General features: G+C 68.3%; 20 protein-coding genes (1 of these 20 running past the window's edge). 13 read left to right on the top strand and 7 right to left on the bottom strand.

Translation table 11 applies throughout. The annotated features are described in order from the left end of the window. Positions 1-30: 30 nt before the first annotated feature. Positions 31-1566, top strand: a complete 1536-nt coding sequence (locus A3OK_RS0121220; protein ID WP_019906905.1) for a DUF6880 family protein — start codon at positions 31-33, stop codon at positions 1564-1566. A 261-nt stretch (positions 1567-1827) separates the two neighbouring features. Then, positions 1828-3282, top strand: coding sequence for a transglycosylase SLT domain-containing protein (locus tag A3OK_RS23775; protein ID WP_019906904.1), 1455 nt, complete (start codon positions 1828-1830; stop codon positions 3280-3282). A gap of 6 nt (positions 3283-3288) precedes the next feature. On the opposite strand, the gene A3OK_RS0121210 is transcribed toward A3OK_RS23775, so the two are convergent. Beyond that, positions 3289-3648 (bottom strand): DUF427 domain-containing protein, encoded by a 360-nt coding sequence (locus A3OK_RS0121210; protein WP_019906903.1) that lies wholly within the window; start codon positions 3646-3648, stop codon positions 3289-3291. Positions 3649-3658: 10 nt separating this feature from the next. Further along, positions 3659-4552 (bottom strand): methyltransferase domain-containing protein, encoded by an 894-nt coding sequence (locus A3OK_RS0121205; protein WP_026597507.1) that lies wholly within the window; start codon positions 4550-4552, stop codon positions 3659-3661. 101 nt (positions 4553-4653) lie between these two features. On the opposite strand from A3OK_RS0121205, the gene A3OK_RS0121200 reads away from it, so the two are divergent. The 3 genes from A3OK_RS0121200 to A3OK_RS0121190 all read left to right on the top strand — a co-directional run bounded on the left by A3OK_RS0121200 (position 4654) and on the right by A3OK_RS0121190 (position 7039). Continuing rightward, entirely contained in the window at positions 4654-4884 is a 231-nt protein-coding gene (locus A3OK_RS0121200) for a hypothetical protein (RefSeq protein ID WP_019906901.1), read from the top strand. Positions 4885-4971: 87 nt separating this feature from the next. Continuing rightward, positions 4972-5736: a ComF family protein gene (locus A3OK_RS0121195; protein ID WP_019906900.1), complete on the top strand. Its 765-nt coding sequence runs from the start codon at positions 4972-4974 to the stop codon at positions 5734-5736. A 55-nt stretch (positions 5737-5791) separates the two neighbouring features. Next, on the top strand, positions 5792-7039 hold the full coding sequence (locus A3OK_RS0121190; protein ID WP_019906899.1) for a TIGR03862 family flavoprotein: 1248 nt from the start codon (positions 5792-5794) through the stop codon (positions 7037-7039). Here A3OK_RS0121190 and A3OK_RS23185 read toward each other — a convergent pair. Continuing rightward, the gene (locus tag A3OK_RS23185) at positions 7034-7960 is read right to left on the bottom strand and encodes a collagen-like protein (RefSeq protein WP_036302424.1); all 927 of its coding nucleotides are present in this window, start codon (positions 7958-7960) and stop codon (positions 7034-7036) included. The two genes, A3OK_RS0121190 and A3OK_RS23185, sit on opposite strands and share 6 nt — an antisense overlap. A gap of 239 nt (positions 7961-8199) precedes the next feature. Here A3OK_RS23185 and A3OK_RS0121175 point away from each other — a divergent pair, with 239 nt between their 5' ends. From A3OK_RS0121175 to A3OK_RS0121165, 3 genes are all read left to right on the top strand, one after another. Further along, positions 8200-8991 carry an ImuA protein gene (locus A3OK_RS0121175; protein WP_245259394.1) on the top strand — a complete coding sequence of 264 codons (792 nt, stop codon included), beginning with the start codon at positions 8200-8202 and terminating at the stop codon, positions 8989-8991. Positions 8992-9067: 76 nt separating this feature from the next. Beyond that, positions 9068-10546, top strand: a complete 1479-nt coding sequence (locus A3OK_RS0121170) for a DNA polymerase Y family protein (RefSeq protein WP_019906896.1) — start codon at positions 9068-9070, stop codon at positions 10544-10546. 166 nt (positions 10547-10712) lie between these two features. Then, entirely contained in the window at positions 10713-14027 is a 3315-nt protein-coding gene (locus A3OK_RS0121165) for an error-prone DNA polymerase (RefSeq protein ID WP_019906895.1), read from the top strand. A gap of 39 nt (positions 14028-14066) precedes the next feature. Here A3OK_RS0121165 and A3OK_RS0121160 read toward each other — a convergent pair whose 3' ends face one another. From A3OK_RS0121160 to ubiG, 3 genes are all read right to left on the bottom strand, one after another. Beyond that, positions 14067-15041 carry an NADPH:quinone oxidoreductase family protein gene (locus tag A3OK_RS0121160; RefSeq protein WP_019906894.1) on the bottom strand — a complete coding sequence of 325 codons (975 nt, stop codon included), beginning with the start codon at positions 15039-15041 and terminating at the stop codon, positions 14067-14069. Between the two features lie 81 nt (positions 15042-15122). Then, entirely contained in the window at positions 15123-15692 is a 570-nt protein-coding gene (locus A3OK_RS0121155; protein ID WP_019906893.1) for a YbhB/YbcL family Raf kinase inhibitor-like protein, read from the bottom strand. Positions 15693-15741: 49 nt separating this feature from the next. Continuing rightward, complete coding sequence (ubiG, locus tag A3OK_RS0121150) at positions 15742-16488, bottom strand: bifunctional 2-polyprenyl-6-hydroxyphenol methylase/3-demethylubiquinol 3-O-methyltransferase UbiG (protein ID WP_019906892.1); 747 nt, start codon at positions 16486-16488, stop codon at positions 15742-15744. Between the two features lie 188 nt (positions 16489-16676). Here ubiG and A3OK_RS0121145 point away from each other — a divergent pair, with 188 nt between their 5' ends. The 5 genes from A3OK_RS0121145 to A3OK_RS0121125 all read left to right on the top strand — a co-directional run bounded on the left by A3OK_RS0121145 (position 16677) and on the right by A3OK_RS0121125 (position 24161). Continuing rightward, on the top strand, positions 16677-17912 hold the full coding sequence (locus tag A3OK_RS0121145) for an aspartate kinase (RefSeq protein ID WP_026597503.1): 1236 nt from the start codon (positions 16677-16679) through the stop codon (positions 17910-17912). A 73-nt stretch (positions 17913-17985) separates the two neighbouring features. Then, positions 17986-20250 (top strand): phosphoenolpyruvate--protein phosphotransferase, encoded by a 2265-nt coding sequence (gene ptsP / locus A3OK_RS0121140; RefSeq protein WP_019906890.1) that lies wholly within the window; start codon positions 17986-17988, stop codon positions 20248-20250. Between the two features lie 87 nt (positions 20251-20337). Next, positions 20338-21423 carry a peptide chain release factor 1 gene (gene prfA, locus A3OK_RS0121135; protein WP_019906889.1) on the top strand — a complete coding sequence of 362 codons (1086 nt, stop codon included), beginning with the start codon at positions 20338-20340 and terminating at the stop codon, positions 21421-21423. A 70-nt stretch (positions 21424-21493) separates the two neighbouring features. Continuing rightward, entirely contained in the window at positions 21494-22426 is a 933-nt protein-coding gene (gene prmC / locus A3OK_RS0121130; RefSeq protein WP_019906888.1) for a peptide chain release factor N(5)-glutamine methyltransferase, read from the top strand. 403 nt (positions 22427-22829) lie between these two features. Next, on the top strand, positions 22830-24161 hold the full coding sequence (locus tag A3OK_RS0121125) for a DUF4167 domain-containing protein (RefSeq protein WP_019906887.1): 1332 nt from the start codon (positions 22830-22832) through the stop codon (positions 24159-24161). A gap of 103 nt (positions 24162-24264) precedes the next feature. On the opposite strand, the gene A3OK_RS0121120 is transcribed toward A3OK_RS0121125, so the two are convergent. Next, positions 24265-24339, bottom strand: partial view of a hypothetical protein gene (locus A3OK_RS0121120; protein WP_019906886.1) — the end only. It continues 720 nt past the right edge of the window; only the last 75 of its 795 coding nucleotides appear in the window; its start codon lies beyond the right edge, outside the window; it ends in the stop codon at positions 24265-24267.

The following is a 24339-nucleotide window of genomic DNA, read 5'->3' as shown; positions in this document are numbered from 1 at the left end:
GTTGCTTTGGCTGGCAGGGGGACGGAGAGCATGGCGCGGAAGGGAACGACGAAGGCGGAACTAGTCGCGGCGGAGAAGCCCAAGCGCGCGTCGCGCAGGACCACGCCTTCGCCCGAGACCCTCGCGCCGCTGGGCCTCGACCGGCTGATCGGCCTCGTCCTCGACGAGACGGCGCGCAATCCCGCCTTCAAGAAGATCGTCACCGCGGCGATTGCCGGGCTCCAAGGCCCCGATGCCGTGGCCGCCCTCGTCGACCGGCGGCTGACCGCGCTGGAGCGCGCCCACGGCTATATCGACTGGCAGAAGCGGCGCAGCTTCGCCGCCGATCTCGATGCCACCGTCTCGACCATCGTCTCCGAACTGGCATCCCTCGACGTCGACGCCGCCCTCAGCCGATTGGTCCGCTTTATCGGGGGAGCGCAGGGCGTGCTGGAGCGCGTCGACGATTCGAGCGGTCAGGTGGTGGGTGTCTACGAGCGGGCGACGCAGGCCGCCGCCGATCTGGCGCTCCGACTTGCCCCGGCGGACGCCGCCCGGTTGGCCACACGGCTGGTCCCGCTCCTCGATACCGACGGGTTCGGTATTCTCGATGCCCTGCTCCTCACCATCGTGGAGGGGCTGCCGGATACGGAACTGGAACCGGTCGATGCGGCCCTCGCATCGGCGATGCCGCCGGAACCGCAGAATTCCGGCAAAGCTGCGGCCAAATCGTCCGCCATGTCGGCGTCGCTGGACACCAAGGCCTGGGACCGGAAGATGCAGCGCACGCGCCTCTTGCGGATGCGGCAGGCCCTCGCCGACCGGCGCGGAGACGTCGAGGCCTTCATCACCCTGGAACGGGCGATCTCCCCCGAGCATCCGGACATCGTCGCCGTGGCGGAGCGCCTGCTCACCGCGAACCGCGCGGCCGAGGCGCTCGACTGGATCGGACGGAAGCAGAAACGCGGAATCGTCGTGGTCACCCGCGAACAGATGCTGACGGGCAGCTTCGACCCGGAGGCACCCCAGCGCGAGCGGGACATTCTGGAGATCCGCATCCTCGATGCCCTCGGCCGCAGGCAGGAGGCGCAGGAGAAACGCTGGGCACGTTTCGAGGCGTCCCTCGACCGCGAGATGCTGCGCGACTACGTCGCGAAACTGCCGGATTTCGAGGACGAGGAAGCGCTGGAGCGCGCCTTCGACCATGCGGCGACCCATGCCGATGCCTATCGCGCCCTGCATTTCCTGGTTCACTGGCCGAAGCTCGACCGTGCGGCGCGCCTCGTCCTCGCCAAGGCCGGGACCTGGGACGGCAACCGCTACGAGATCCTCGCGCCCGCGGCGGAAATCCTGGAGGAGGGCCAACCGGCGGCGGCGAGCCTGCTCTACCGGCGCATGATCGACGACATGCTGAGCAAGGGCCGCTCCAGCGCCTACGGCTACGGCGCCCGTCACCTCGTGACGCTCGACGCATTGGCCCGGCGGCTCGAACCCGGCGATGTCACGCCGGACCATGCCGCCTATCGCGAGGCCCTGCGCAAGACCCACGGGCGCAAAGCCGCGTTCTGGGAGAAGGTGAAGGGCTGACGCCCCGGAATCTCCATTGCCGTGCCGCGATACCCGAGATTGATACAAGCTAAAAAACAACTTGAAGTAAATTAATTTTCTGCGAGGTTCAGAGCGACGATGATCGATTCCGGTCATCGGCAGGCGACATTCCACGCAGGATTTCTTCCGACATATCCCGCTCGCGCGCCGGAGAGGCGACGGTCGAACGCTCTGTCCTGTCTGAAATCATCGACCGTGGACCCGCCTGGGCAGAATGCATCAGTCGAGGGGAACCGAACCATGGATATTCCCGACATCGTCAAGACGATCCTGCGGTCTACGGCTCCAACATTGCTGACCGCCCTCGCCCTGCCGCCGCCGTTCAACCTGATCGGGGCATCTGTCGTTTCGGGAATTCTCGCGAAATACCTCCCCGCCGACGAAGCTCCGGCGGTATCTTCGGCAGCACCGGCTTCGACACTTCCCGTCCTGGCGCCACAGCAGGTCAGCGAGATCGTCCAACGCAACGCCGGCGATCCGGCTTTCATCCTGCAACTCAAACAGGCGGAAGCAGATCTGAGGAAGTACGAACTCGATGCCGGCCTCCGCTTCGCCGAGGTCGAAGCCAAGGACCGCACCGGAGCGAGGGATTTCCAGCAGGCGACCGGCATCACCTTGAGTGTCTTCAAGGCCGGGATGTGGATCGTCTGGATCGCCATCTGCGGCATGGTGCTGACGATCCTCGGCAGTCTTTGGTTAGCTTTCGGGACCGATGTCGAGGCGAATAGCGGCTCCATTGCCGCCTTCGGCCTGATCGGAACCGCAGTCGGGTTCATCAATGGCATCGCCGCGTCGATCGTCTCGTTCTACTGGGGCAGCAGCCAGGGGTCGAAGGAGAGCAACGAGGCCATCCGCTCGACTTTTCAGAACCTTGGGACGGAACTGGCGAAGCAGAGCACGCGCCCTGCCCCAGCCGCACCGCCTCCGTCCCCTCAATCCTTCGCGTCGTCGACGGAATCGGCAGCAGTCCTGCCATTGGCCCTGGCCGGTTTCACGCGCTCCGAGCCCGCGATACCGGCCCCGCCGGGAATCCTCGCCGACGTCATCAAGGAGCTGAAGCAACCTCATCGGCACTTTCCGGAGAGCGTATCCTGGGCATTGACCGCCGATGGCATCGCCATTGAGGGAGTGCCGGCACAGGGGACGCCCGGCGAGCCGAAGACCATCGCCAGGATCTGGTCGCGCTACGGCGATCTCTGCGCGGCCTCGGCCAAGCGCTACGGCGTTCCCGTCGAGTTGATCGTGGCCACGATCGCGGCGGAAAGCGGCGGCGATCCCAATGCGCGGCGTGCGGAGCCTCGGATCAACGACGAGAGCGTCGGCCTGATGCAGACCCTGGTCGGGACCGCACGTCAGGCCCTGGGCAACCGCACGCTCGGCGGCGACGATCTCCTGCGTCCCGAAATCTCCATCGAGGCGGGTACGGCCTACATCGCCCAGCAGCGCGGGCTGAGCCATTTCGATCCGCCCCTGGTGGCAGCCGCCTACAATGCCGGATCGCTTCGGCGGGATGCGTCGCCGGGCAATCGGTGGAAGCTGCTCTGCTACCCCACCGGCACCGGCCGCCATATCGACAACTGGGTCGCCTTCTTCGGGGATTGCATGCGGCTCAGCACCAGGGACGGATGGGACGCCGCCGACAACGTTCCCGGCTTCGCCACCTGCCTGAAACCTGCGCCGGCTCAGACTGTGTGACGGGTTCTACCCCACCTCGATCGCGTCGACCCTGTCCGGATAGAAGGCGAGGTGCTCCCTGATCTCGGCAACGGCGGGGAACGGCGCTTCGTAGCTCCAGACCGCGTCGGGACGCGTCGTGTCCCCGACCGTCAGCGTGTAATAGCTGGCCTCGCCCTTGTAGGGGCAGTGGCTGCTGCGCGCCGACCGTTTGAAATGTGCCCAGCGCGCGTCGGCGCGGGGCAGGTAATAGACCGGCCCATAGCTCGCCTCGCGCAGCACGAGGGCGGCGTCCGACTCGGCGATCACGGTGCCGGCGAGAAGGACGCGGACGCGCCGACCGCTGGTTTCGATGGTGATGGGATGGTCAGGACCGGGCTCTCTCATCGCTGTCTCCTCAAAGGTCGTTTCTGCCGGGCGTGATCTCCGGAACGCCCAGGGCGTCGGCGAGACGGGCCTTGGCGCTTCCGGGCTTCAGCGGTTTCTGCTGGCTCTCATGCGGCGCCCAGCCGGAGAGCCACAGGATTTCGAACGTCGCCCGAAGGCGCCCATCGGAATCGGCGAACCGTTCGGCATAGATCGCGGCCATGCGCATCAGCGTATCGCGGCGCAGGGGCGTGCGGCGGCGCTCGGTCAGCACGTTGGTGAGGCCCATGGCGCGCAGGTCGCGCATCAGGGCGAAAGGATCGGCGTAGCGCACGGTGATCGTGTCGACATCGGTCACCGGCAAGGCGAAACCGGCGCGCTGGAGCAGGCTTCCCATCTCGCGCACTTCGGCGAAAGGCGCCACGCGCGGGCTGATCCCGCCCTCGATCTCGACCTCGGCCTGTCCGAAGGCCTGCCGCAACTCGGTCAGGGTGCGGCCGCCGAGAAGGCAGCCGACGAACAATCCATCGGGCTTCAGCACCCGGCGCAATTGCGCCAGCGCGCCCGGCAGGTCGTTGACGTGCTGCAAAGCGAGCAGCGACACGGCGAGGTCGAAGCGGGAGGCTGCCAGCGGCAGCGCCTCCGGATCGCCGACGACAAGACTGATATCGGTACCGGCCTCGGCCAGCGGGGCCAGACGCGTGACGGCACCGACGCGGCCGGAGCCCAGAAGATGGCGCGCGGGGGCTTCGTTCGGCGTCCCGAGGTCGAGGGCTTCCGGAAAGGGCCGCAGGACGGCAGCCAGACGATCGCCGAGATCTTCGGCGAGACGCGCGAGCAGGAAATCGGCGTAGCCGGCACGGGTGGCCCGCGCGAGTCGCCGACGGGCGAGGGCCGTATCGAATAGGGGCGGTGGAATCGTCATCTCGATCTTATAGCTGGCGCGAAAACGTGATCCTGCCAGCGCGGAACGGGCGAGAGCGGCGAACGGTTGGCGCATCATAACGGAAACCGGAGACCGGCCCCATGATTCGACTTCTGACGGGAATCGCCTTGTCCACCCTCGCAATCCTGTCCCTGAGCGGCGGCGCCGAAGCCAAGGGCTGCATCAAGGGCGCGCTCGTGGGCGGCGTCGCCGGCCATGTGGCGGGCCACGGCGTAATCGGAGCGGCGGCCGGCTGCGCCATCGGCCGTCACAGGGCCAACAAGAAGGACAAGGCGCAGCAGAATCAGGGCCAGCAGCCCACGGCGCAATAGGGCATTTTTCCCACCGATCGCGTTCCGCGAAACGTCATCGCGGAAAAGGTCGTCGCGGAGCGGCGGGCAAGGCCTTAAGCCAGAGGCATGGTGTCCGCCGCTCAGCTCCTTCGGCGAGGCGTTCGCTCGATCTCGGCGGGCGCCCTCGGCCTGATCTATCCGCCGACCTGCGCCGGCTGCGGCGCCGCCACCGCCGATCCTCACGCCCTGTGCTCCCGCTGCTGGTCGAGCCTGCGCCTCATCGAACAGCCCTATTGCCAGCGCCTCGGGACGCCGTTTTCCGTCGATCTCGGACTCGTCCCCCTCCTCTCGCCCCGCGCCATCGCCGATCCGCCCGTCTTCGAGCGTGCGAGAGCCGTCGCGCTCTACGACGACGTGGCACGTGATCTGGTCCACCGCCTGAAATACGAGGACCGGCTCGATCTCGCCGCGCCCATGGCTCGGATGATGGCGGCGGCCGGCGCGGAATTGTTGCGGGAGGCCGATTGCCTCGTGCCGGTGCCGCTGCACTGGACGCGGCTCTGGCGTCGCCGCTTCAATCAGGCCGCCCTCCTCGGCCGCGGAATCGGCCGCATCGCCGGCCTTCCCTGCGAGACCGCGATCCTCGCCCGGGTGAAGGCGACGCGTTCGCAGGTCGGCCTCAGCCGGGCCGCGCGGGCAACGAACCTTCAGGGCGCGTTCCGGGTGCCCGCCGCCGCGAAGGCGCGTCTCCAGGGGCGCAAGATCCTGCTCATCGACGACGTCACCACCACCGGCTCCACCGCCAATGCCGCATCGCGGGCGCTGCTGCGCGGAGGAGCGCGATCGGTGGACGTGCTCACTTTCGCCCTGGTCGCCGCCGAGGCGGGGTGAAGGGCGAGACGATGCGCCCTTGACAGCCGGGCTCGGCCACGGCCTCCCAACGCCCATGACGGAATCGACTTCACGCCCCATTGCGGTGATCGGCGGCGGCCCGGCCGGCCTGGCCGCCGCCGAGATGCTGGCCGAGGCGGGCCATCGCGTCACGGTCTACGAGCGGATGCCCTCGGTGGGGCGCAAGTTCCTCATCGCCGGGCGCGGCGGCCTCAACCTCACCCATAGCGAGCCGCTGGAGGCATTCCAGCGGCGCTACCACCCGGCGCAGCCGCCCCTCGCGGAGGCGATCGCCGCGTTCCCCCCGCAAGCCTTGCGGGACTGGTGCGAGGGCCTCGGCCAGGCAACCTTCGTCGGGTCGAGCGGCCGTGTGTTCCCGAAGAGCTTCAAGGCCTCGCCACTCCTGCGGGCCTGGCTGCAGCGGCTCGACGCGGGTCGCGTCCGCATCCTGACCCGGCATCGCTTCCTCGGCTGGGAGGCCGATGGGAGCCTGGCGTTCGAAACGCCGGAAGGCCGCAGCGTGGTGAAGACCGGGCCGACGCTCCTCGCCCTCGGCGGTGCGAGTTGGCCACGGCTCGGCTCGGACGGGGCCTGGGTTCCGCTCTTCACCGAGGCCGGGATCGCCGTCTCGCCCCTCAGGCCCGCCAATGTCGGCTTCACCGTGCCGTGGTCGGACGTGTTCCGGGAGCGCTTCGCCGGGACGCCGGTGAAACGCATCGCCCTCCGGCTCGGAGACGAGACCGTTCGCGGCGAGGCCATGATCACGGCGGACGGAATCGAGGGCGGGGCGGTCTACACCCTTTCGCGCCTCATCCGCGAGGCGATCGAAGCAAAGGACGAGGCAGGGGGCGAGGCTCGGCTCATCCTCGATCTGCGGCCGGATGTGACCGAGGCGGTCCTGACGCGACGTCTCGCGACGCACAAGCAGGGCGCGTCCCTCGCCACGCGCCTGCGCAAGGATGCGGGGCTCGATCCCGTGGCGGCGGGTCTGCTGCGCGAGGCCGCCGGCCGTTTTCTCCCGTCCTCGGCGGTCGAACTCGCCGCCCTGATCAAGGCGGCGCCCTTACGTCTTCTCGCTCCCCGCCCGATCGAGCGGGCGATCTCCACGGCGGGCGGCGTCGCCTTCGAGGCCATCGATACACGCTTCATGCTGAAGGCGCGGCCGGGCGTGTTCGTCGCCGGCGAGATGCTGGACTGGGAAGCCCCCACCGGCGGCTACCTTCTGCAGGGCGCCTTCGCCAGCGGCCGCGCCGCGGCCGCCGGGATGATGCACTGGATCGAGGAGACCGGGTCCGACCTATAACCGGGAACAGAACCCGACCATGCCCTTGGCGTCGGACGGGCAGGACGCGCTGGCACCGCCATTGGCGAAGGACGGACTGCCCGAGGACAGGCAATAGGCCGAGACGAAGGCCTCGCCGCTCTCGCAGCTCACCTCGCAGCCGCCGGAAGCACAGCTCTCGCTGCGCACCGGACGCAATGCGGAGGCGGCGGTGCTGGCCGTGACGCCGGCCGCTCCCGGCTCGCCCTGAGTACCGGCCAAGCCCTTTGGACCCGTATCGCCCTTTGACCCGGTATCGCCCTTGGGTCCGGCCGGTCCCTGCGGGCCGGTTTCGCCCTTCAGCCCAGCCTCGCCCTTCTGCCCGGCATCTCCTTTCGCCCCCGTCTCACCTTTGGGTCCTGTATCGCCTTTGGGACCGGCCATGCCGGGCGCGCCGGCAAGCCCCGCCATGCCCTGCGGACCGGCCTCTCCCTGCGGGCCGGCATCGCCCTTGGCGCCGGGCTCGCCGGCGGGCGCGCAATTGGCCACCACGGCCTCCCTCTCGTCATCGCCGGCCTTCAGCGCCGCGACGCAGGTGGCCGGCCGGTAGGGAAGACGGAACAGGAACCGCCCGCGCGAATCGGCCATCACCGAGATGTCCTCGTCCAGAACGACGACGGTGCCACCTTTCCGAACACTGCCCGAGATCCGCAGATCTCCCGCCTCGATCCGCGCATCGTAGACCTGGATCGGCTGCGATGGCGCCACCATCCGCCTGGGCTTGGCCCTGGCCGCCCCGGGTCCCGGAGCGGCGGCGGCGTCTGTCGCCGGAGCGGCGCTCATCCCGCGGCCGGGCTGGCCGGGACTGACTTGACCGGGCGCCTGAGCCGCTGCGGGAACGACTGCAGATCCTGCGAGAATCATCAATCCGATCAGAGACTTGGCGACATGGTCGAGGCGCATGGACATTCTCTCCAGGCTGGTGCGCCGGAGGTCCGGCACGGGGGAGGGACAATGCCGGCTCCGGTCATGCGGTCAAGTCCGGTCGGGCGCCCATGCCGCCGTCCCGTCCCTGCCCTATCCACACTCGTCCACAGCCATCCACAGGGGAAGCGGCTCAGCCCATTGGGTAATTTTTCATTCCCCTGAAACCTGTTGAGTATGTTCTTGTTTTGTTCTTATCGTCGGGCGATGGAACGGACATGATGGCTTGGGCTCGACGGGCAATGCGCGATGAGGACGGAACGGAAGCGGACGAGCCGGCGCGGCGACGGCAGATCGCCCTGGCCGCGTTGCGCGATCATCGAGGACCGAATTCCGACGCGCCCGCGATCGACACGCTGCCGCTGGGGATCGCCCATATCGATTCGGGGCTGCCCGGCGGCGGCCTTTCCCTCGGCCGCCCACACGAGATCGCGCCGCAATCCGAGGGCGACGAGGCGGCGGCCCTGGGCTTCACCCTCGCCCTGATGGCGCGCCACCTCGCGCGGGTGGAGGGGGAGGCCCTTCTCGTCATCGGCAAGGGCCATCCGACGCCCTACGGTCACGGCCTCGCCGGGCTCGGTCTCGATCCCGGCCGCCTGCTGATCCTGGAGGTCGAGAACGACGCGGATGCCTACCGCGCCGTGGAGGAAGCCCTGCGCTCGCAGGGCTTGAGGGCGGTGGCGGGGCTCGTGGATGCCGGCCTGCCGCTGAAGCAGAGCCGGCGACTGCATCTGGCGGGCGAGGCTGCGTCCCGCCTCCTCCTCGTCCTGCGGCCGCCCCAGGCGGAATGCCCGAACATGGCCGCGACCCGCTGGCGGATCGGCTCGGGCGCGGCCCTTCGGGACCGTTTCGGCTGCATCGAACGGCCATGCTGGCGGGCGCGGCTCGACCGCTGCCGCAATGGACGGACGGGCGATTGGCTTCTGGAGTGGGATCATGCCGCGCATCGTTTCGGTCTGGCTGGAGCAGTGGCCGCTGACGCGGCTCGGACGCGCTCAAGCCATGCCTGAGCCAAGAGTGCCTGAGCCAAGAAGGCCTGAGCCAAGAAGGCCTGAGCAAAAGCTGCCCGAGGCAGCCTCTCCCGCCGTGGTGGCCGCCGTGGGGCCGGGGGGCCTGCGCATCACGGCCGTGGATGCCGCGGCATGGGCTCTCGGCCTGCGGCCGGGCGAGCCCCTCGCGCGAGCCCGTGCCCGGATCGGGCCGGGCATCGCCGTCCATCCCGCCGACCCGGAAGCCGATGCCGCCGCCCTCGCGCGGCTCTGCCTCTGGGCGCGGCGCTACGCGCCCGTGGTGGCGCCGTTCGGGGCGGTGGAGGGCGGCGATGGCTTCTTCCTCGATGTCGAGGGGGCAAGCCACCTGTTCGGTGGGGAAGACGCGCTGATCGCCGACCTCGCCGCCCGCCTGTCGGCGAATGCCATCCCCGCCCGGCTGGCCTTGGCCGATACCCCGGCCTGCGCCTTCGCGCTCGCTCGCCATGGCGGTTCGGCGAGACCCGTCATCGTTCCGCCGGGAGAGAACGCACCGGCCCTGCGCGACATCTCCGTCGGCGCCTTGCGGATCGAGCCCTCCATTGCCGAATCGCTCCGCCGCCTCGGGCTGCGCCGGATCGGAGAGCTGGCGGACGCGCCCCGCCCTCCCCTCGCACGGCGCTTCGGCGAAACCCTGCTGCTGCGCCTCGACCAGGCATTGGGGAGGAGGCCCGAACCGCTGGTCTCCCTGGCCGAGCCCGCCGCCTTCGGCGCGAGCCGGGGCTTCCTCGACCCGATCGGGCATCAGACGATCATCGTCGCCACCGCCATCCGGCTGATGCAGGAGATCGCGCCCCGCCTCGCCGCCTCGGGCTTCGGTGCGCGCTCCCTGCGATTGAGCCTGTACCGGGTCGACGGCATCGAGAAGACCCTCGATCTCGGCCTGTCGGAACCGACACTCTGTGCGACCCAGGTCGGACGGCTGCTGGATCTGCGCCTCGAGCGGCTCGGTCCGGCCCTCGATGCCGGTTTCGGCTTCGAGACCGTGCGGCTCGACGTGACCGGGATCGGTCGGCTGGAAGCGCGCCAGGACGCGCTGGCCGCGACCGGCCTCGACCAAAGGACCGATACCAGCGGAACCGCCCGCCTCGCCGATGCTCTGCGCCAGCGCATCAGGGCCAGGGTGATCCGCTTGAGCCCACGGGCGAGTCACATCCCCGAGCGCGCCGACGCCCTGGAACCATGGCGGGTGAGACATGTCGCCCTCGACTGGGCCGGACGGGTGAATGCCCGCCCGCAGGGGCCGATTCCGTCCCGGCCCCTCGTTCTCCTGTCCCGCAGCGAGGCGGCCGACGACGTGTTCTCGCTGGCTCCCGACGGGCCGCCCCAGCGCTTTCGCTGGCGCCGGCGCTTGCACCGGATCGCCCATGCCGAGGGTCCGGAACGCATCGCCGACGCATGGTGGCACGCTCCCGCACCGGCTCGGGATTACTACGTGGTCGAGGACGAATCCGGCCGGCGGCTCTGGGTCTACCGGGAGGGATTCCACACGGCGCAGAAAGCGGCACGCTGGTTCGTGCAGGGGCTGTTCGCGTGAAGGATGAGCAAGGTCCCGCGAGTCTGTCCGCCACACTTCGCAGGGGAAGAGAGCCCTCGCGTCGGCGAGGGTCGGGAGAGGGGAGCGTGCTTCTTGAAAAGTTCGCCTCCTCTCCCGCCTGCTCCGCGGCCTCCCTCTCCCGCAGAGGAGAGAGGGTCGAAAGCGCATGACCCCGCTCTATGCCGAGCTCGCCGTCACAACTAATTTCTCCTTCCTGCGCGGGGCCTCGCATCCGCAGGAGATGGTGGCTCAGGGTGCCGAGCTCGGATTCCACGCCATCGGCATCGCCGACCGCAACACGCTGTCGGGCGTGGTGCGCGGCCATGCCGAGGCCAAGCGCCGAAAGAAAGCGGGCGAGCCGACGATCCGCTATCTGCCCGGTGTCCGCCTCGTCACCGAGGAGGGGTTCGAGGCGGTCGCCTACCCGATGGACCGCGACGCCTATGGCCGGCTCTGCCGCCTGCTCACGGACGGCAACCGGCGCTCGCCGAAGGGCGAGTGCCGGTTCGGCGTCGAGGAGATGCTCGCGGCGGCAGGAGGCCAGATCTTCATCGCCATTCCCCCGGAGACCACTTTGCCATCCGAGGCGGCGGAGGAAGCCTTCGGCCGTCATCTCGCGGCCCTGGCGGAGACGGCGCCCGACCGCGTCTTCCTCGGTGTCAGCCATCGCTATCGTGGCGATGAGCGCCGTCGTCTGGGCCGGCTCGCCGGGTTCGGGAAACGCCTCGGCGCGCCGATGGTGGCGGTGTCGGACGCGCTCTATCACCATCCCGACCGGCGTCCCCTGCAGGACGTGGTCGCCTGTATCCGCGAGGGCTGCACCCTGGTCGAGGCCGGTTACCGGCTGGAGGCCAATGCGGAGCGCCACCTGAAACCGCCGGCCGAGATGGCCCGGCTCTTCGCCGACCACCCGGAGGCGATCGCGCGCACCATCGAGATCGCGCAGGCCTGCACCTTCTCGCTGGAGGAGCTGAAATACGAGTATCCCGACGAACCCGTCCCCCCCGGCAGGACGGCGCAGGGCCATCTCGAATACATGACCCGGCACCGCGCCGGTTTGCGCTATCCCGACGGCATCCCGGAGATCGTGGAGACGTCGCTCGCCAACGAGTTCGAGCTGATCCGCCGGCTCGACTACGCCCGCTACTTCCTCACCATCCACGACATCGTCGAGTTCGCCCGGAACCGGGGTATCCTGTGCCAGGGCCGCGGCTCGGCGGCGAATTCCGTGGTCTGCTACTGCCTCGGCATCACGGCGGTGGACCCGACCGAAATCCGGCTGCTCTTCGCCCGCTTCATCTCCGAGAGCCGGGACGAGCCACCCGATATCGACGTCGATTTCGAGCACGAGCGGCGCGAGGAGGTGATCCAGTACCTCTATCGCCGCTACGGGCGGGATCGCGCGGCGATCTGCGCCACGGTGATCCACTACCGGCCCCGCAGCGCCATCCGCGAGGTCGGCAAGGTCCTGGGCCTCACCCCCGACATCACCGGCGTGATGGCCGACACGGTGTGGGGTTCCTGGGGCGCCGGCCTGCCCGACCAGCACATCGCGCAGGCCGGGCTCGACCCCGCCAACCCGGCGATCCGGCAGGCGGTGGACCTCGCGATCCAGCTCATCGGCTTCCCGCGTCATCTGTCGCAGCATGTGGGCGGGTTCGTGCTGACGCGGGGGCGCCTCGACGAGACCGTGCCGGTGGGCAACGCCGCGATGCCGGACCGCACCTTCATCGAATGGGACAAGGACGACATCGACACGATCGGACTGCTCAAGGTCGACGTGCTGGCGCTCGGCATGCTGACCTGCCTCAAGCGTGGCCTCGATTTCCTGCGCGAGGATTACGGCACCGACTACGAGACCCTGGCCGAAATCCCGCGCGAGCAGCCCGACGTCTACGCGATGCTGTCGAAAGCCGATTCCGTCGGCGTATTCCAGGTCGAGAGCCGGGCGCAGATGTCGATGCTGCCGCGCCTGAAGCCGAAGGAATTCTACGACCTCGTGGTCCAGGTCGCCATCGTGCGGCCCGGCCCGATCCAGGGCGACATGGTCCATCCCTACCTGCGGCGGCGCTCGGGCGAAGACCCTGTCGTCTTCCCCTCCCCTTCGCCCGAACACGGTCCGGCCAACGAACTCGAACAGGTTCTGAAGCGGACCTTCGGCGTGCCGCTGTTCCAGGAGCACGCCATGCAGATCGCGATCACCGCAGCCGGCTTCACGCCCTCGGAAGCCGACGGCTTGCGCCGGGCCATGGCGACCTTCCGGCACAACGGCCAGATCGTGAATTTCAAGACCAAGTTCATCGAGGGCATGGCCGGGCGGGGCTACCCGCGCGACTTCGCCGAGCGCTGCTTCAAGCAGATCGAAGGGTTCTCCACCTACGGCTTTCCCGAGAGCCATGCGGCGAGCTTCGCGCTGCTGGTCTACGCCTCGGCCTGGATGAAGTGCCGTCACCCGGACGTCTTCCTGGCCGCGATCCTGAATTCGCAGCCCATGGGCTTCTATCAGCCGGCCCAGCTCGTGCGGGACGCCCGCGCCCACGGGGTCGAGGTGCGCGGACCGGACGTCAATGCCAGCGCCTGGGACTGCACCCTGGAACCGGCCTCGACGCCGCCGGGGCAAGAGCGGCGCTTCGCCGTCCGCATCGGCCTGCGGCAGGTGAGCGGCTTGCCGAAGGCGGCCATGGCCCGGCTCGTTGCCCTGCGCGGCAACGGCTATGCCAGCGTCGAGGGCCTGCAGGCCGCCCTGACGCTTCCCCGCAACGCCCTCGAACGCCTGGCGGAGGCCGACGCTTTCCGCTCCCTCGACCTCGACCGCCGTGCCGCCCTCTGGGCGGTTCGGGCATTGGAGGGCACCTCGATGCGCGCCAGTGCCGCGCGGGGCGTCCCCACCAACCGGCGCACCCATCTCCTCGATGCGCCGATGCCGCTCTTCGCCTTCCACGCCGATGATGGGCTGTTCCGGGCGGAACCGTCAGTGGATCTGCCGGCGATGGCGCTCTCCGAGCACGTGGCGGAGGATTACGTCTCCACCGGCCTCTCGCTCAAAGGCCACCCGGTGGCGTTCTTCCGCGCCCGCCTCGCCCGCATCGGTGCAATCCCGGCGGCGGCGCATCACGATCCCGCCCTGGCCCAGAACGCCCGCGTGACGGTGGCGGGCCTCGTCCTGACCCGGCAGCGCCCCGGCACCGCCAAGGGCGTGGTGTTCCTGACGCTGGAGGACGAGACCGGCATCTGCAACGTCATCGTCTGGAAGAAGGTGTTCGAGGCCAACCGGCGCATCGCCATGAGCGCGCGCTTCATCGCCGTACGCGGGCGCATCCAGCGCTCGGGCCTCGTGGTCCATCTCCTGGCCGAGCGGTTTCGAGACCTGACCGAGGAGTTGCGGACCTTGCGCGAGGGCGGCCTCAAACTCCCACCGGAAACGACGGATTTCGGTGCCCCGCCCGACCGGCGCGTCTACCGCAGCCGGGATTTCCACTGATCGTCCCGACCCGCCCCTCCCCCCTCGCGGGGAGGTCCCTCACGGCCGCAGCAGCACCTTGCCCACGGCCTCGCGGCGCTTGAGGATGCCGAGTGCCTCGACATAGTGGTCCAGCGGAAAGGTGCCGTGGATCTTCGCCTTCAGGCGCCCTTCCGCCACCCAGGCGAGAAGCTGCTCCTGGTTCGCCCGGTGCGCCTGGGGCTCGCGCTCCACGAACACGCCCCAATGCACGCCCTGGATATCGATGCCCTTGAGGAGGGCGAGGTTGAGGGGGATGCGCGGGATCTCGCCGGCAGCGAAACCGATGACGAGGTAGCGTCCCTTCCAGCCGAGCGAACGCAGGGCCGGTTCGGCGTATTCACCGCCGATCGGATCGTAGATCACGTCGACGCCGCGCCCCTCGGTGAGCGTCCGCAGGCCCTCGCGCAGGTTGCCCTCGCCGTAGTCGAGGCTCATCTCAGCCCCATGCGCCTGAGCCACCCGGAGCTTCTCCGGCGAGGAGGCGCAGGCGATCACCCTCGCCCCCATGATCACGCCGAGTTCCACCGCCGCGAGGCCGACGCCGCCCGATGCGCCGAGCACGGCCAGCGTCTCGCCGGGCTGAAGCCGCGCGCGGTCCCGCAGGGCATGGAGCGAGGTGCCGTAGGTGATGGTGAGCCCGGCCGCCTGTTCGTCGCCCACCGCATCGGGCACGGGGGTGAGGTGCGCGACGCCGACCGCGATGCGTTCGGCGCAGGTCCCGAAGGTGCGGTGGACGATGACCCGGTCGCCGATTTCGACGCCGGATGCGCCCTCCCCGAGGGCCTCGATGATCCCGACCGCCTCGCCGCCGGGCGAGAACGGCAGTTCCGGCTTCACCTGATAGCGCCCGGCGATGATCAGCGTGTCGAAGAAGTTGAGCGCCGCCAGCGTCACCCGCACCAGGGCCTCGCCGGGACCGGGCACCGGATCGGGCAGGTCGACGATCGCGAGATCCTCGGGACCGCCGAGCCTGGTGCAGAGCAAAGCCTTCATGCCGATCCCTCTTTGAAAACGCAGCATCTCTCGATGACGCGCGCTTGCACCGATTGGCGGCAGCGGCGCAAGCCTTCGTCGTCAGCGTCGCTCGTAGAGCCCGGTCAGGCAGCCCTTGGCGAGAACCCGACCAGCCATGGCCTCGATGAGCGCGGCGCGTCCCGGACTCGCGGGCAGGTCGAGCGGAGCATTCAGGGCGTAGATCTGGAACAGGTAGGCATGCGGCCCGTGTCCCGTGGGCGGATCGGGCGGCAGCCACTGATCCTTGAGGAAACTGTTCCGCCCGAGATCGTGACGCCGCCCCTCTCCGGCGGGGCTCGCGACATCGCCCTCGCCGAGGGTATCGCCCGCCGCAAGGTTCCAGGCAATGAGATGGACCAGGGGCTTCGGTGTCGGGCTGCCGGCATCCTCGACCAGAAGAACCACATGGCTTGTGCCGGCCGGCAGGCCGCTCCATGCCAGCGGCGGCGAGACGCCCGGCCCATCGGCGGTGACCCGCGCCGGCAGGCTCGCCCCATCGGCGAAGGCCGCGCTCGTCAGCGAGATCGTCTCGGGCAAAGACCCGAAATCCTGGTGATAGGCGGTTCTGTCGAGACCGGCCTTCAGGCCCGACAGGGCCGCGCCGACAGCGTGCGGAAGCTTCTCGAGCATGACGTCTCCTCGTCGATTCGCATCGTCAACGAGGAGGCAGAGGCCCGGTTCAGGCCGGACGCGCCGCCGCGACCATGTAGTTCACTGCCGTGTCGCGGCTCGCCCGCCAGGAGCCGTCGAGGGGGTTGAACACGACGCCGGTCGTATCGGTGACGGAGAGCCCGCCGCGCGCGATGGCGCGGGACAATTCCTCCGGCTTCACGAACTTGTCCCAGTCATGTGTTCCGCGCGGCAGCCACCCGAGCACGTATTCCGCCCCGACAATGGCGAGGGCGAAGGAGCGCAGGGTGCGGTTGAGGGTGGCGGCGAACAGGAGGCCGCCGGGCTTCACCGCCTGGCAGGCGCTGGCGACGAAGGCCGGCATGTCGACCACGTGTTCCACCACCTCCATGATCAGGACCACGTCGAAGCGCTCGCCCGCCGCCACCACCTCCTCGATGGTCTGCGAGCGGTAATCCACGGCCACGCCTTCGGCATCCGCATGCGCACGGGCCACGGCGATGTTGGTCGGCGCCGGATCGAGCCCGGTGACGCTGGCGCCGAGTCGTGCCAGCGGCTCGGACAGGACGCCGCCGCCGCAGCCGACATCGACGATGGTCAGACCCTTCAAGGGATAGGGCGTGCGCGGGTCGCGATCGAAGCGGGCGCAGATCGCATCGCGGATATAGGCGAGGCGCACCGGGTTGAATCGGTGAAGCACCTTCATCGGCCCGTCCTCGGCCCACCACGTCGCCGCGATGCCCTCGAAGCGGGCGACTTCCTCGGCGTCGATGGAAGAGGATGCCGCTGGGTTCATTCGCCTGACCTTCCGACCTGAATGCGGGCCAGCACGCCCGCATGCCCGATTGTTGACACGTCCGAAGTGCCCTTGTACCCGCCGAAGCACCGGCCGGTACAGCGGCGGGACACGGATCCGTCGCGTTGCCGCAGGAGCCGGGTTCCCGACGCATGGCTGGTTCCAGAATGGATCGACGCGGACCCGACATGCCCCGTTTGGTAATGAAGTTCGGCGGCACATCGGTGGCGACCGTGGACCGTATCCGCAACGTGGCTCTCCACGTCGCGCGCGAGATCGCGGCCGGCTATGACGTCGCCGTCGTGGTCTCGGCCATGTCGGGCAAGACCAACGAACTCGTGGCCTGGGTCAAGGATGCGAATCCGCTCTACGACGAGGCGGAGTACGATGCCATCGTCGCCTCGGGCGAACTCGTCACCGCAGGGCTCCTTGCCGCCGCACTCCAGAAGAACGGGATCAAGGCCCGCTCCTGGCAGGGCTGGCAGATCCCGATCGAGACCTCCGACGCCCATGGCTCGGCCCGCATCGCCGCCATCGACCCGAAGAACCTCGAGGCCGGCTTCCAGCGCGGCGAAGTCGCCGTCATTGCCGGCTTCCAGGGCATCCATACCGAGACCGGCCGCGTCACGACGTTGGGCCGGGGCGGCTCGGACACCAGCGCGGTGGCCATTGCCGCCGCCATCGGCGCCGAGCGCTGCGACATCTATACCGACGTCGACGGCGTCTACACCACCGACCCGCGCGTGGTGCACAAGGCCAAGCGCATGGAGCGCGTGACCTTCGAGGAGATGCTGGAGATGGCCTCCCTCGGAGCAAAGGTGCTCCAGGTTCGCTCCGTCGAGCTCGCCATGGTCCATCGCGTACCGACCACGGTGCGCTCAAGCTTCGACCCGCCCGACAACGCCCGCACAGGCACCCTCATCTGCGACGAGGACGATATCGTGGAACAGCAGATCATCACCGGGATCGCCTTCTCGAAGGACGAGGCGCAGATCACCCTTCGCCGCGTCAAGGACAGTCCCGGTGTCGCGGCAGCGATCTTCGGGCCGCTGGCGGATGCCAACATCAATGTCGACATGATCATCCAGACCGTGTCGGGCGACCAGTCGACCACCGACATGACCTTCACGGTGCCGTCGGCCGATTACGACCGCGCCCGGACGATTCTCGATGCTCAGAGCAGCGTCATCGAATTCGCCCAGATCGAGGGCGCCACCGATGTCGTGAAGGTTTCGGCCATCGGCGTCGGTATGCGCAGCCATGCGGGCGTCGCGGCCAAGGCATTCAGGGCCCTGGCGCAGAAGGGAATCAACATCCGTGCGATCACCACGTCGGAGATCAAGTTCTCCGTATTGATCGACGCGGCCTATACGGAGCTTGCCGTTCGTACGCTCCACTCGCTATACGGCCTCGATCAGGCTTGAGCGCCCGACCCTCCCCGTCGCGCATGAAACTTGCGCGTGCGGGGGGAAGGATTGAATTCGGATCGAGGAGACCATGCCTGCTGCGCCCGGAGGCCCGCGCCTGCTGCTGCGCCGCCTCCGCGAAGCGATGGCGGAGCCGGTCAGTCCACAAGCACGCCTCGACCGCATCGTCACCCTCATCGCGGCGAACGTCATCGCCGAGGTCTGCTCGGTCTATGTCCTCAGTGACGACAACACGCTTGAGTTGTTCGCCACCGAGGGACTGAATCGCTCGGCCGTCCACCTGACCCGCATGCGGGCGGACGAGGGCCTCGTCGGCCTCATCGCCAAGACCGCCGAGCCTCTGTCGCTCTCGGACGCCCAGTCGCACCCGTCCTTCTCCTACCGGCCCGAGACCGGAGAGGAGGCCTACCACGCCTTCCTCGGCGTGCCGCTCCTGCGCGCGGGCAACACGCTCGGCGTCCTCGTGGTGCAGAACCTCACTTACCGGGTCTATTCGGAGGAGGAGATCGAAGCGCTCCAGACGACGGCGATGGTGCTGTCCGAGATGATCGCTTCGGGCGAATTGCAATCCCTGGCGCCCGGCGCCGGCTCGGCCGCACGGCGTCCCGTGAGCCAGCGCGGGGTCGCGCTCGCCGACGGCATCGGCCTCGGACACGTGGTGCTGCACGAGCCTCGCATCATCGTGAAGCAGCTCATCGCCGAGAATCTGGAGCGCGAGGTCGAGCGCCTGGAAGAGGCCATCGGCGAAGTCCGCTCGGCCATCGACGATCTCGTGGAGCGCGGCGACAGCATCGGCACCGGCGAATCCCGTGAAGTGCTGGAAACCGTTCGCATGTTCGCCCACGACAAGGGCTGGCTGCGCCGGATGCGCGAGGCGGTGCATTCCGGCCTCACGGCCGAGGCCGCCGTCGAGCGCGTCCAGTCGGACAACCGCGCCCGGATGATGCGGCAGAGCGATCCCTATCTCCGCGACCGGCTGCACGATCTCGACGATCTCGCCAACCGGCTGCTGCGCACGCTCATCGGCACGGAAACCAACGGCACGCATCGTGAGCTGCCGGAGAACGCGATCCTGGTCGCGCGCTCGATGGGTCCGGCGGCCCTTCTCGATTACGATCGGGCGTTCCTGCGCGGCGTGGTTCTGGAGGAAGGCGGCCCGACGAGCCACATCGCCATCGTCGCCCGGGCTCTGGGGATCCCGGCGGTGGGCGAGATCGCCAACGCCACGGCGCTCTGCGACGCGGGCGACGCGATCATCGTCGATGGCGCCACAGGCGAGATCCAGGTCCGTCCCGGCCCTGAGATCGAGGCCGCCTATGCCGAGCAGGTCCGCCTGCGCGCGCGTCGCCAGGAACAGTATCGGGCGCTGCGCGACCTTCCCGCCATTACAAGGGACGGGGTCGCCATCGGCCTGCAGCTCAATGCAGGGCTGCTGGTCGACCTGACGCATCTCCACGAGACCGGGGCGGAAGGCATCGGCCTGTTCCGCACCGAGCTGCAGTTCATGGTGGCGCAGCGGATGCCCTCGGCCGCGGAGCAGCAATCGCTCTACGAGGCGGTGTTCGCCGCCACCGGCGACCTTCCGGTGACGATCCGCACCCTCGATATCGGCGGCGACAAGATCCTGCCCTACATGCCGGCCCTCGAGGAAGAGAACCCGGCTCTCGGCTGGCGCGCCATCCGCATCGGGCTCGACCGCCCCGCCCTGTTGCGGGTGCAGCTGCGCGCGCTCCTGAGAGCCGCGTCGGGACGGCCCCTGAAAATCATGTTCCCGATGGTGGCGACGGTGGACGAGTTCGTCCGCGCCAAAGCCATCGTCGATCGCGAGAAGGCGCATCTGCGCCGGCACGGCTACGTCCTGCCGAGCGATTGCCGCCTTGGCGTGATGGTCGAAGTGCCGTCCCTGCTGTTCCAAATCGACGAGATCGCCAAGGTCGCCGACTTCCTGTCGGTGGGCTCGAACGACCTGATGCAGTTCCTGTTCGCCGTGGATCGCGAGAATCGTCGCGTCGCCAACCGGTTCGACACGCTCAGCGTCCCGGCCCTGCGCGCGTTCCGCCTCATCGCGCAACGGGCGGCGGCCGCCGGCTGCCCAGCCACGATCTGTGGCGAGATCGGCGGAAAGCCACTGGAAGCGATGGCGCTGATCGGATTAGGATTCCGCAACCTCTCCATGTCGCCCGCCGCCATAGGTCCGGTGAAGGCGATGGTGCTTGGAATCGATGCCTCCGCCGTCGCGGCTCTGATCGACGCCGAGATGGAGCGCTCCAGCGACAGCGCGTCCCTGAGGCCGGTCCTCACGGCCTTCGCCAAGGCCCACGGCGTGCCTATCTAGCGAGCGTGACGGCTGATGGCCGACCGCTGAGCTTCGCGCATGTCCGTGCGACATCCATAGTCCACAGTTGAGAGTATCCTCCGGGCGATGACCCCTATTCCTTCAGACCGCCTCGACGCCATCCTGACGCGGCACGACATCGTCACCGCCACGCTCAGCGCGGGCTCGGCCGATTCCGACAGCTTCGTCCAGCTGTCCCGGGAGCTCGCCGAGCTCGATGGCGTGGTGGCGGCCATCCATGTCTATCGCGCCGCCGCGACGAATCTCTCCGAGATCGAGGCCCTCATCGACGAGCCCGGCGGCGATTCCGAGATGCGGGCGCTGGCCGCCGACGAGAAACCCGAGGCTGAAGCGGGGCTCGAGGCCGCGCACAAGGCGCTGCAGGTCATCCTGCTGCCCAAGGACGCCGCCGACGAGAAGAGCGCGATCCTCGAAATCCGCGCCGGCACCGGCGGCGACGAAGCCGCGCTGTTCGCCGGCGACCTGTTCCGCATGTACGCGAGATATGCCGACCTGAAGGGCTGGAAGGTCGACGTCATCTCCGAGAGCGAGGGCACCGTCGGCGGCTATCGCGAGGTCATCGCCGAGGTGAAGGGCAAGGGCGTGTTCGCCAAGCTCAAGTTCGAGAGCGGCGCCCACCGCGTCCAGCGTGTCCCCGATACCGAGGCGCAGGGGCGCATCCACACCTCCGCCGCCACCGTTGCGGTGCTGCCCGAGGCCGAGGAGGTCGATATCGTCGTCAACGATGCCGATCTGAAGATCGATACGATGCGCTCGCAGGGCGCCGGCGGCCAGCACGTGAACAAGACGGAATCGGCGATCCGCATCACGCACATGCCGAGCGGCATCGTCATCTTCGTCCAGGAGGAACGCTCGCAGCACAAGAACCGGGCTCGCGCCATGTCGCTCCTGCGTGCCAAGCTCTACGATGCCGAGCGGACCGCCAAGGACGCCGTTCGCGCCGCCGACCGCAAATCACAGGTCGGTTCGGGCGATCGTTCCGAGCGTATCCGCACCTACAACTTTCCGCAGGCGCGGGTCACCGACCACCGCATCAACCTCACGCTCTACAAGCTGGAAGAGGTGCTCGCGGGCGAAGCTCTCGACGAACTGGTGGATGCCCTCATCACCGAGCACCAGGCGGAGCTCATGGCCGCGGAAGGCATGGTGTGACGGGAAGGATCTGGTGCGACAGGAAAGGGCCTGATGTGACGAAAGAAGCCCTGGTTTGGCGGGAGACGGCATGACGGAGGGCGGCATGACGGGAGACGGCATCGATCCCCTGCTGCCGCGCTCGCAGGCCCTCCGCCATGCCGTCATGGCCTTCTCCGAAGCCGGGATCGACGGTGCGGCCGGCGATGCCCGGTTCCTTCTCCTCCATACCCTCGGCATCACCCAGACAGAGCTCGTCCTCTCCGGCGCGGAGCCCATCGGCGCACAGGGCGCCATGCGGTTCGGCGAAGCGATGCGGCGGCGCCTCGCGGGAGAGCCCGTGGCCCGTATCCTCGGCGAATGGGAATTCTGGGGTCTTCCCTTCATCCTCAACGCGGCGACGCTGGTTCCACGGCCCGATACCGAGACCGTGGTGGAGGCCGCGCTGGCGCTTCATCCGACCCGAGACCGGCCGCTTCGCCTTCTCGACCTCGGAACCGGGTCCGGCTGCATCCTCGTCTCGCTACTCAGCGAGTGGCCCCATGCCTTCGGAATTGGCCTCGACCGCTCGCATGAAGCGCTTGCCTGCGCCCGGACCAATGCCCGGACCAATGGTGTCGGACGGCGCGCCGCCTTCGTCGCCGGAGACTGGTGCTCGGCTCTCGGCAAACCCTTCGACGTCATCCTCTCCAACCCGCCCTACATTCCGAGCGGGACGATTCCGGCATTGGCCCATGAGGTCCGGTGCCACGATCCGCTCGGAGCACTCGATGGAGGAGAGGATGGCCTCTCCGCCTATCGGCGGATCGTGGCGGAGGTGATCGGATCATGCGAACGTCGTCCCTTGCTCGACCCTGAAGGAGCCCTCGTCTTCGAGGTCGGCCATGATCAGGCCGAGGATGTTCTGACGATCGGCCGGGCGGCAGGCTTCACCCGAACGTCTGTCAGACGGGATCTGGCCGGCCATGCCCGCGTCGTCACGCTGTCCGGCCTTTCGACGATGGGCAACGACGGCGAGAGCTGAAAAAGAGCTTGTTGTAGGCTCGGCTAGCCGCTAATGTCACAGTCAGGTCGCGAACGGTCCGTTAAGGCGGATCGAGGTAGAAATATCGGCGGTGTTCTGTCCGCGATATTTTTAGACGATCTCCCCACCATCGAGCTGATACGCACGAGAGGCCGTGTGGAAGCTTGGTGACCTGAGTGCCAGACAGCCGATAAGCGCCGGAATGCGAGCGCAGGAATCGGTTGACCGGACATACGGCAAGCACGGCGAAATCGATCGCGGAACCACCGACCGGATCTTACGAGGCCAAGGACGACCCCCGGAACGGGTCAGTCTCCTCTGCCCGTAGCCCCGCCGCATCATCAGACGCTCCGATTTGAACGAGGGTCAATCGAGACCGATGAGACCAAACCAGAATAGACGGATGCGCGGTCGCAACCGCCCCAAAGGTCCTAATCCGCTCACGCGTTCCTACGAGTCCAATGGGCCGGATGTAAAAATCCGCGGGACCGCGCAGCACATCGCCGACAAATACGCCCAGCTCGCGCGTGATGCGCAAGCGAGCGGCGATCCGGTGGCGGCAGAGAATTATTTCCAGCACGGCGAGCATTATTTCCGCATCATCTCGGGTGCCCAGGAGCAGAACCGCCAGCAGAATGGTGGCTACGCCCGCACCGGCTACGACGACGATGAGGATGGCGACGACGAGGGTCAGGGCGCGAGCCTGGGCTATGCCGCCAGCGGCTACGGCAACAGCTACAATGAAGAATACGGCGACCCGGCCCAACAGCCGCAGCCGCCCGCCTACGAGCCGCGCCAAGATGCCCGGCAAGATGCCCGCCAGGATACGCGGCAAGATTCCCGTCAGGACACGAGGCAGGATTCCCGCCAGGACAATCGCCAGGACTCGCAGTCCGACCAGCGCAACACGCGCCGCGATCGCTTCCAGAACCGCAACGACCGCCCGCAACGGTTCGACGGCAACCGCGACGGCCAACGTCAGGATGTCGCCCGGCAAGACGGTTCGCGCCAAGATGGGTCCCGCTATGACGGAAACCGTCATGACGGTGGCCGACAGGATTACAACCGCCAGGATTCCTTCCGAGGCGAGAACGCCCGGCAGGAAAACGCAAGACAAGACCAGCCGAGGCAAGACCAGGTCCGGCAGGATTATAGCCGGCAGGACCAGCCGCGGGCCGATCTCAACCGTGGTCAGGGCCGCAACGACAGTCCACGCTACGAAAATCCCCGCACCGAGTATCAGGGCAACGACGCTTCGCCGAGGCCGGACCAAGCCTCGCAGGACGTGTCACGTCAGGAAGCGGCTCGCCAAGAACCGATCCGGCATCAGGAACCGGTCCGTCACCAGGAGCCGGTTCGGCACGAGGTAGCGCGGCAGGACACCGCGCGACAGGATTCGCCGCGGAACGACAGCCGTCGTTCGTCGGAGACAGCGCCCCGGCGCTCTCGTCGACGGGAAGAGGCCGAGCTTCGCCCGTCGGAAGATGTCGCCGCTCTGCCGGCTTTCATCACGGCCGTGCCTCGTCCTGCCGTTGCGGCTCCCGTAGTCGAACGTCCGGTGGAGACGCCGAACGTGTCCGAACAGACCCGCGACCTCGCCGGTGAGCTGCCGAGGGACGATGCATCTCCGGCCGCTCCCAAGCCGCGTCGTCGTCGTCGCCCCCGCTTCGAAGGATCGGATGCCTCGGATTCCGGCGATGTCAGCACGGGCGATGCGCCGACCACGGTAGAATAAGGCATCTCGCCTGCCTCTCGACCAAGGTCGAGATGGCAAGGTCTTCGAGGTGTCAGGATTTTCAGCTCCATCAAAAGCCGCCCCTTATCGGGGGCGGCTTTTTTCATGCGAGCGCGCCATCTCGACCGGCCGCGACATGCCAATCCGCATAAGCATGGACGTGATGGATCTGTCTCCG

The sequence above is a fragment of the Methylobacterium sp. 77 genome, from assembly GCF_000372825.1.
GTDB lineage: Bacteria > Pseudomonadota > Alphaproteobacteria > Rhizobiales > Beijerinckiaceae > Methylobacterium.
This window is presented reverse-complemented; position numbering and strand designations above follow the sequence as displayed.